General features: G+C 57.0%; 7 protein-coding genes. 4 read left to right on the top strand and 3 right to left on the bottom strand.

Translation table 11 applies throughout. From position 1 onward, the window contains the following. Positions 1–227: 227 nt before the first annotated feature. Positions 228–434 (top strand): co-regulatory protein PtrA N-terminal domain-containing protein, encoded by a 207-nt coding sequence (locus tag PMI29_RS28665; RefSeq protein ID WP_007993354.1) that lies wholly within the window; start codon positions 228–230, stop codon positions 432–434. 150 nt (positions 435–584) lie between these two features. Next, a complete protein-coding gene (locus PMI29_RS28670) occupies positions 585–1,091 on the top strand; it encodes a thiol-disulfide oxidoreductase DCC family protein (protein WP_007993352.1) in 507 nt (168 codons plus the stop codon). Here the strand turns inward: PMI29_RS28670 and PMI29_RS28675 are convergent. The 3 genes from PMI29_RS28675 to PMI29_RS28685 form a co-directional block, all read right to left on the bottom strand. Further along, positions 1,079–3,202, bottom strand: a complete 2,124-nt coding sequence (locus tag PMI29_RS28675) for a TonB-dependent siderophore receptor (RefSeq protein WP_033051886.1) — start codon at positions 3,200–3,202, stop codon at positions 1,079–1,081. The genes PMI29_RS28670 and PMI29_RS28675 overlap by 13 nt on opposite strands. A gap of 779 nt (positions 3,203–3,981) precedes the next feature. Further along, a complete protein-coding gene (locus PMI29_RS28680) occupies positions 3,982–4,680 on the bottom strand; it encodes an ion channel (RefSeq protein WP_007993342.1) in 699 nt (232 codons plus the stop codon). A gap of 199 nt (positions 4,681–4,879) precedes the next feature. Next, complete coding sequence (locus tag PMI29_RS28685; protein ID WP_007993340.1) at positions 4,880–5,230, bottom strand: hypothetical protein; 351 nt, start codon at positions 5,228–5,230, stop codon at positions 4,880–4,882. A 183-nt stretch (positions 5,231–5,413) separates the two neighbouring features. Between PMI29_RS28685 and PMI29_RS28690 the strand changes: the two genes are divergently transcribed. Both PMI29_RS28690 and PMI29_RS28695 read left to right on the top strand, forming a co-directional pair. Then, positions 5,414–6,322: a peptidyl-prolyl cis-trans isomerase gene (locus PMI29_RS28690; protein ID WP_007993338.1), complete on the top strand. Its 909-nt coding sequence runs from the start codon at positions 5,414–5,416 to the stop codon at positions 6,320–6,322. After that, complete coding sequence (locus tag PMI29_RS28695; RefSeq protein WP_007993337.1) at positions 6,322–7,320, top strand: HupE/UreJ family protein; 999 nt, start codon at positions 6,322–6,324, stop codon at positions 7,318–7,320. Before PMI29_RS28690 ends, PMI29_RS28695 begins: the two co-directional genes overlap by 1 nt. The last annotated feature ends 25 nt before the right edge of the window (positions 7,321–7,345 follow it).

Below are 7,345 nucleotides of genomic sequence, written 5' to 3'. Positions count from 1 at the left end.
TTGCTGGCAGCCTATCCGGTTCTCATCGTCGGTGGATTCGGGATGATGGTACTGCTCACTGTCTGGGCAAAAAACAGAGACACCGAAGCGCGCATGGAGCAAGGCACCTGGAAACCAGGAAACGCCGCCCTGGCTGGCTGGTGAAGCCAGGTTGAACAAGGAAGTTCAGCTTCAGTAAATAAGTTCCGTTGTTAGCCGTTCACAAAGTTTCACTTGAGGATACCCTAATGAAATCCATGAAAGTTCTCTTCGTAGTCGCCACTCTGACCGCTTCTTCTCTGGCGATGGCCACAGGTGGTGGGGACCGTACCTTCGCACGCATGGAGTCGGCCCGGAAAGTCTCGATGGAAACCTACCAGGTTGCACAGAAACAGAAGGCTGAAGCCGCTGTCGCTCAAAGCAAAGCCAGGGCAACCGATCGCGCCAACGGCTGATCGGTGCAGCGCGTCCCCAGGCCGGCAGAAATGTACGGCCTCAAGCCTCAAATGCAGCACTCAAGGTGCTGCATTTGCCGTTTTAACCGAAATCCCGTTTGCACAAAAACCAGTGTTCCGGGATAACCAGGCTCCCTTGGACCCATGCTTATGCCAGCCTCGCACATCCGCCCCACACCCGCGCCGCTGCTCAAACCTGGAGAGACGGTGGTCTTGTTCGACGGTGTCTGCAAGCTGTGCAATGGCTGGGTGAGGTTGTTGGTTCGCCATGACCGCCAGCGGCGCCTGCGGTTGGCGGCGGTTCAGTCACCCGAGGGGCAGGCCCTGCTCGCGTGGGCGGGTTTGCCCATGGATCAATTCGACACCATGGTGGTGATCCGCGACCGACACTACTGGGAGCGTTCGAATGCATTTTTCGAAATCATCGCCCAGTTTCCCGCACACTGGCGCCCCGTGAGTCTGTTGCGCATTTTCCCACGCAAACTTCGAGACTGGGCATACGACCGCATTGCGCTCAATCGTTATCGGCTCTTCGGGAAATACGACACATGCCTGTTGCCGGATCCTGATCATGAACAGCGCTTTTTGAAAGCCCCCCAAACAAACGCCCGACAATGCCGGGCGCCTGTTCTTCAGGGTTGTACTCAGAAGCGATAGTTGGTGCTCAGCTCCAGCGTCCGTGGGGCACCGGGCGTGATCAGATCCACCGAACCATGCGCCGAAGCGTAATAGTCCTTGTCGAAAACGTTGCGCAGACGCAGGGCCATGTCCCATTTCTGCTGGTTGTACAGCAGTGCAGCGTCCACTGTTGTATAAGCCGGCATCACCACATTGTTATCCAGCGCGGTATAGCGATCATCGACATAGTTGGCCCCCATGCCCACACGCCAGGTTTGCGTCAGCGAACGCACCAACCACAGGTTGGCGCTGTGGCGCGGCGTCAGGGTGGGTACCTGGCCTTCGTTGGCGACACCGTTGGTAAAGCTGTTGGACTTGCTGATCTCGGCATCCAGATAGGCATAACCGGCATAGACCTGCCATTTGTCACTCAACTGCCCGCTGGCGGTCAGCTCAAGGCCATCGGTACGCTGCTCACCCGCAAGCACCAGTTTGGTCGGGTTCGCCGGATCGCTGGTTTTCATATTGGTGCGTTCCAGGCGGAACAGTGCCGCCGTCAACGCCAGGCGATTGTCGAGCAGGTCCCACTTGCCGCCGATCTCGAAGTTGGTGGTCTCCTCTGGTTCAAGATCCTGGTTCGTCGTACTCAGGGCGAACATCTCGGCGGAGGGTTGGTAAGAACGGCTCACCGAAACGTAATAGGACTGCACTTGATCAGGCTGGTAGACCAGACCGACTCGCGGGCTCCAGGTGGTATCGGTGCGCGACAGCTCGCTGTGCGTCAGGTCATCGGCGTATTCCTGGTCGAACACGTCGTAACGCACACCCAACAGAGCCTTCCACTGTGGCGCCAGTTCGATCAGGTCCTGTATGTAGAAGCCGGCAGTGTCCTGGGTATTGGTACCCTTGGCGGTTTGCCGGTTGGCCTGGAACGGAACGTCGACCAAGGCATCGCGGTACACCGGCACCCTGGCCACATTGGACTGGCTGAATACGGACTGGTCCTTCACCTGGCGCCCCAGCTCCACACCATAGAGCAGGTTATGGTTCATCCCGGCGAGCACGGCGCGCTGCTTGAGTTCGGTCTGGTTGAACCACCCGTCCTCCTTGCGCTGCACATTGCCGCGGTTGAGTTTTACCAGCAGTTCACCATTGGGAGCAGTGACGAAACGTGTCGGGCTGGAGTCAGCGAGAGTGTTGTTGCGATCCAGGTCGTAGTGGTAGTAACGACTGGTATTGCTCAGGGTGAAATCGTCGTTGATCCGATAGTCGACACCCGCCGTGAACGAGAACACTTCGCTGCGGGTGTAGTCATCATCCGGGTCGGCGGCACCGAAGCGCTTGTCACGATCCACATCGACCGGTCGGTCGCCTCGTGCCGGGATGCCGAAGTCAATCAGGCGCTTGTCATACAGATAGGTAGCGCCCAGGTCCAGTTCCAGATCATCCGATAGCTTGAAGTAGGCCGAAGGCGCGATGGCCTTGCGGTCGATGTAGCCGTCATCCCGGAAGGTGTCGCTGTTCTCCAGAGCACCGGTCACACGAAAGGCTTTATCGCCTTGCTGCTGATCGGCCCAACCGGCATCGAACTGAGTGCGTTTTTTGCCCTCGCTGTCGACACTGACGCCGACCTCCTGTTTGGGGGCGAAGTTGGGTGTCTTGCTGATGCTGTTGATCAGGCCCCCCGAAGAGCCTCGGCCATAAAGCACCGCAGCCGGCCCCTTGATCACTTCCACCCGCTCGACGTTGGACAGATCCCGGAAGTACAGCGCATCGTCGCGAATGCCGTCGATGTACATGTCGCCAATGGCACTGAAACCACGGATGGTGACCTGGTCGCGCTGGCCGTCACCATTGGACAGGCCAATGCCGGGGACATTCTTCAGCACGTCTTCCATCGACTGAGCCCCCTGATCCTTGATGACGCTCTGGGGAACCACATTGACAGTTTGCGGGATATCTCGTAGCGGGGCATCGATCTTCAGCGCGCTCCTGCTCTCGGTCGACATGTAGCTCTGCTCGCTGTACTCACTGTTCACAGCGGTTGCCGGTAGGGTTAGAGCAAACTCCGTTTCTGCCTGTAAATCAGGTACAACCAGAACACCCAGCAACGACAGAGAGGCTGGGTAAATGCGCGATCGAGCCACTATGGACACCTTTGCATGAATTATCGCGCGAATAATAACGATTATCTTTTGTAAGTAAATACATATCATTCCTATTCAAATAATTGGCGCTACTCTGAACGATTGTCTCAATTTGATTGATGCCCACAGAAGCACTCCGTCCCAAGCAGCGGCTCCCTAGAACTTTTCCCTGTTTATCGGTCTATTTGGACAGGCACATCCGCTCGGTAAGCGCGACCCCGCAGGCTTCCCGTCGCCAGATGGCCACACGTCCAATTGTCAATCAGAGGTTGTCTTCGTTCATGAAATTCCATGATCCCCGGATGGTGCTCTTCGGCCTGTTCGCGTTCGCGGCAGTGGGCTCGGCATCAGCAACACAGATGAAGACCTCAACCCCTGTTTTCGCAACTGAAGTCGCAGCCGTTCAGGCTCCGGTCCAGGCTACCGGCAACCCTTGGCCGACCTTGGCCAGTATGGCCGACAAGCAGCCAGGGCCGTTGCTTGCCCATGACGACCGATACTGGCATGACGGCCGATACTGGCATGACGGCCGTTGGCACGATCGTAGAGACGATTGGCGCCGAGACGAATGGCGTAGAGATAATTGGCGTAGAGAGCAAGCCCGCCGAGAGGCCGAGCGCCGGCGTTATTGGGAGCACCACCAGGATCGGGCCATGCGGTACCGCTACGAGGACGACCATCGCTACTATCGTCGCTAGTGCGAAGCCACAGGATCAATCCACCTGCAACACAGGCGCTGCTCCGTTCACTAATGCCCGGAGGTGGCTCAGGCAAATCGAAAGTCACTTAGTCTGATTCGATGGATAAAGACCGGCAAATCTCGCTATCACAACACCAACGTAAAAGACGCCTGAAAACTCTTCGACCATCACAAGTGAGCGGGCATGGTTGGTCATAGGAATAACATCACCGTAACCGGTAGTTGTGAGCGTCGTGAGGCTAAAATAGATCAGCTTGAAGAAAGTGCCAGGCTGTACGAAGTCGAGTTGGCCAGGGCCGAATGAGCCAGCCCTGGACATCTCGACCAGGGCATATACGAACGACCAGACGAAGGCCAGCATGATGTAACCCGCAAGCGCACCATGCAGCTTGTCCGCTGTAATCGGTCCGTGCTTGAGAATATAGCGAAGCACTCCACTGAACGAGACGACAAGAGACGCCACATAAGCTATCCCGGCAAGCCGAAGAATCGCCGAACTCTCAGCCCACAACGCTCCCCATTGAAGGCCAACCCCAAGCAACGCCAGGCCCAGCTTGAGGATGAGCCCCCGCCGAGTCTGCCTGGTGGCGAAAGCCCCCACGAGCAGAACGATTGAAAAAAGAATGCCAAGCAACGTGCGAGCAAATATACCTTCCTCAAGAAAGGGAAACAGAAGGATCAATCCTAACAAGAGCAGCAATAGATAGGTGTAGGGACCTTTCCCCATAATCATCTGAGCTAAATCTTCGTCGGATTCGGCTTTATCTTGCGGATTTGTCATATCGGTTTCCCAGAGACGCTCGAGACCAGATGTTGCACGGTTGAATCTGATCGGGCTTTAGATTAGTCGGCAGTGAAACTCTAGTCGCGAATGCATGTGAGAGGATTCAGCTTGACGCCCTGAGGAAGTCAGTCAACCAAAATCGAGATTCTTGAGAAGCGATGAACCACGCTTCCTCAAGGCATTCAAATAGGTGGTTTCATCGTAGAGCGTCCCGGTCTGACAGACTCGTCATTGCCCGAATCAAAAGTACCGTCATGATCCCGTGCAAGACGACCACTGGCCACAAAAGTACCCCACTCGAGTCGCCCGAGATGCCAACATAGGCGAGATAAAGCGCAACCGCTGCGTTATAGATCAACATCCCGAACATTGCTGGTCCGGGCCAGCAGGCGACCGCCAATGCGATGAGGGCGATGCCGGCCACGCGGACGATGACGCCTGTCAGTTCGATGCCAAGCAGAAGTTGCCCGACCAGCGATGGGACAAGTATCAGTGCCACGCCAGTGGCTGCCTCGATGATCGCGGCAAAAACCAGCAGTCCTTTCATTACATGAACGCTCCATCCCGGGCTGTATAGGTGCAAGACTGCACGGGCTCGGGAAATGGATTAATCCGATTGCGACTAATGCTTAGTGCTTATCGTGATTAACCCCGGTGGAAAGTTCCGGCCCAGCAGCAATACTCCACTCTGCTTCGAAAACCATTCGAGTATAGCGTGGAGCAATAAGTCATGAACTTAAGCGTCTGCGAAGCGAAAGAATCTCGACTTTCGTTGATCAAGCGATGCCTTCGCCAGCCGTTACTGCACTTTTTAATCGCCGGTTTCGCACTCTTTGTGTTGTATGGAGGTTTGCACCGTTCAACGGTCAATCAAGATCCACAACGCATCGAAATCACCCCTGAAGTTGTTCAGCGGATCGCGATTTCCTGGCTGGCGCGATGGCAACGCCCCGCCTCGGAACAGCAGTTGCAGGGCCTGATTGATGAATATGTGAAAGAGGAAATCCTCTATCGCGAAGCACTGAAACTCGGCCTGGATAAAGACGACACCATCATTCGCCGCCGACTGGCGCAAAAAATGGATTTCCTCGCCGAAGATGTAGCGTCACTTCGCGAACCGGCACCCGGTGTACTTGAGGCCTGGTACAACCAGCATCAGGACCAATATGCCCCGCCGCCACTGGCGACCTTCCATCATGTGTTCTTCGCCCTGGACAAACGTGGTGCGGATGCGCAGGCCCAGGCTCAGGCCGCGCTAAGAGAGCTGACTGACAAGAGTAGCGGTGAAGGCGATGCCTTCATGTTTAAAAGCGCCTACACAGAGCAATCACAGGATCAAGTGGCGCGGGTCTTTGGTTCAAAGTTCGCCCTTTCGTTGTTCCAGCAAACGCCGGGTAGTTGGGTGGGGCCTGTGGAGTCAGGTTTTGGCTGGCATCTGGTGTGGATCGATACGCTGGCCAAACCACCGGCACCGGCTTTCGAAACCGTAGCCCAACAGGTCAAGTCCGATTGGTTGTCCGAGCAACGCAGCGCATCGAAACGCGCGAATTTCGATGCGCTCAAAGCACGCTATGAAGTCGTGGTGATGATGCCGACGACCACCAGCGCAATTGCCGCCACTCAAGTCGAGCGGCCGTGATGAGGCGCACGGTCTGGCTGCTGTTGCTGCTCGGGTTTATCGGGCTGACCGCCATGGCCCATGAGTCGCGCCCTGCTTACCTGGAACTCAACGAAACAGCTGCCGGGCGCTATGACGTTGTGTGGCGCACGCCGGTGCTGTCAGGCATGCGATTACCGATTGCGCTGCGGTTTGCCGAAGGTGTGCGTACTGTCGCTGACCCGGTGGAAAGCGAACTGAACGACTCGCTGATCGAGCGCCGGATCATTGATGCCGGTCCCGCAGGCCTGGTCGGGCAGCGCATCGAATTCATCGGCCTGCAAGCGAGCATCACCGATGTGCTGGTGCGTGTCTCGCGCCTGGATGGCAGCCTGGCGACCACCCTCGTCCACCCTGCGCAACCCTGGATAGAAATCGCTGCCACGCCGGGAGCGTTCTCGGTGGCCGGTGCGTTTCTGGTCCATGGCATCCAGCACATCCTGGGTGGCTTCGATCACTTGCTGTTCGTCTTCGGTCTCCTGCTGCTGGTGGGTAATGGCTGGATGCTGGTGAAGACCATCACCGCGTTCACCCTCGCCCACTCCATCACCCTGGCGCTCGCAGCATTGGGTGCGGTGCGGCTTCCCGGCCCGCCTGTGGAAGCAACGATTGCGCTGAGCATTCTGTTGCTGGCAGTGGAAATCGCCCGCAAGAACCGTGGTGACGTCAGCTTCACCCTCCAATGGCCATGGGTGGTGGCGTTCTGTTTTGGCTTGTTGCATGGCTTTGGTTTTGCCGGTGCGCTGGCGCAAATCGGCTTGCCCCAGCGCGACCTGCCACTGGCGCTGTTCACTTTCAATGTCGGCGTCGAAATCGGCCAGTTGATGTTTGTCGCCGCCGTGCTGAGCCTGCGAGCGCTGTTGCTGCGTTGTCGGCTGCCACGGCCCGCGCTCCTGTATGCCCGGCCTGTTGCTTCCTACGGGTTGGGAACGCTGGCTGCCTTCTGGTTTTTCGAACGAGTCTTGAGCTTCTGGGCCTGAACTTCACCCTGTCACTGCCGTTTTC

The sequence above is a fragment of the Pseudomonas sp. GM49 genome (assembly GCF_000282355.1).
GTDB lineage: Bacteria > Pseudomonadota > Gammaproteobacteria > Pseudomonadales > Pseudomonadaceae > Aquipseudomonas.
This window is presented reverse-complemented; position numbering and strand designations above follow the sequence as displayed.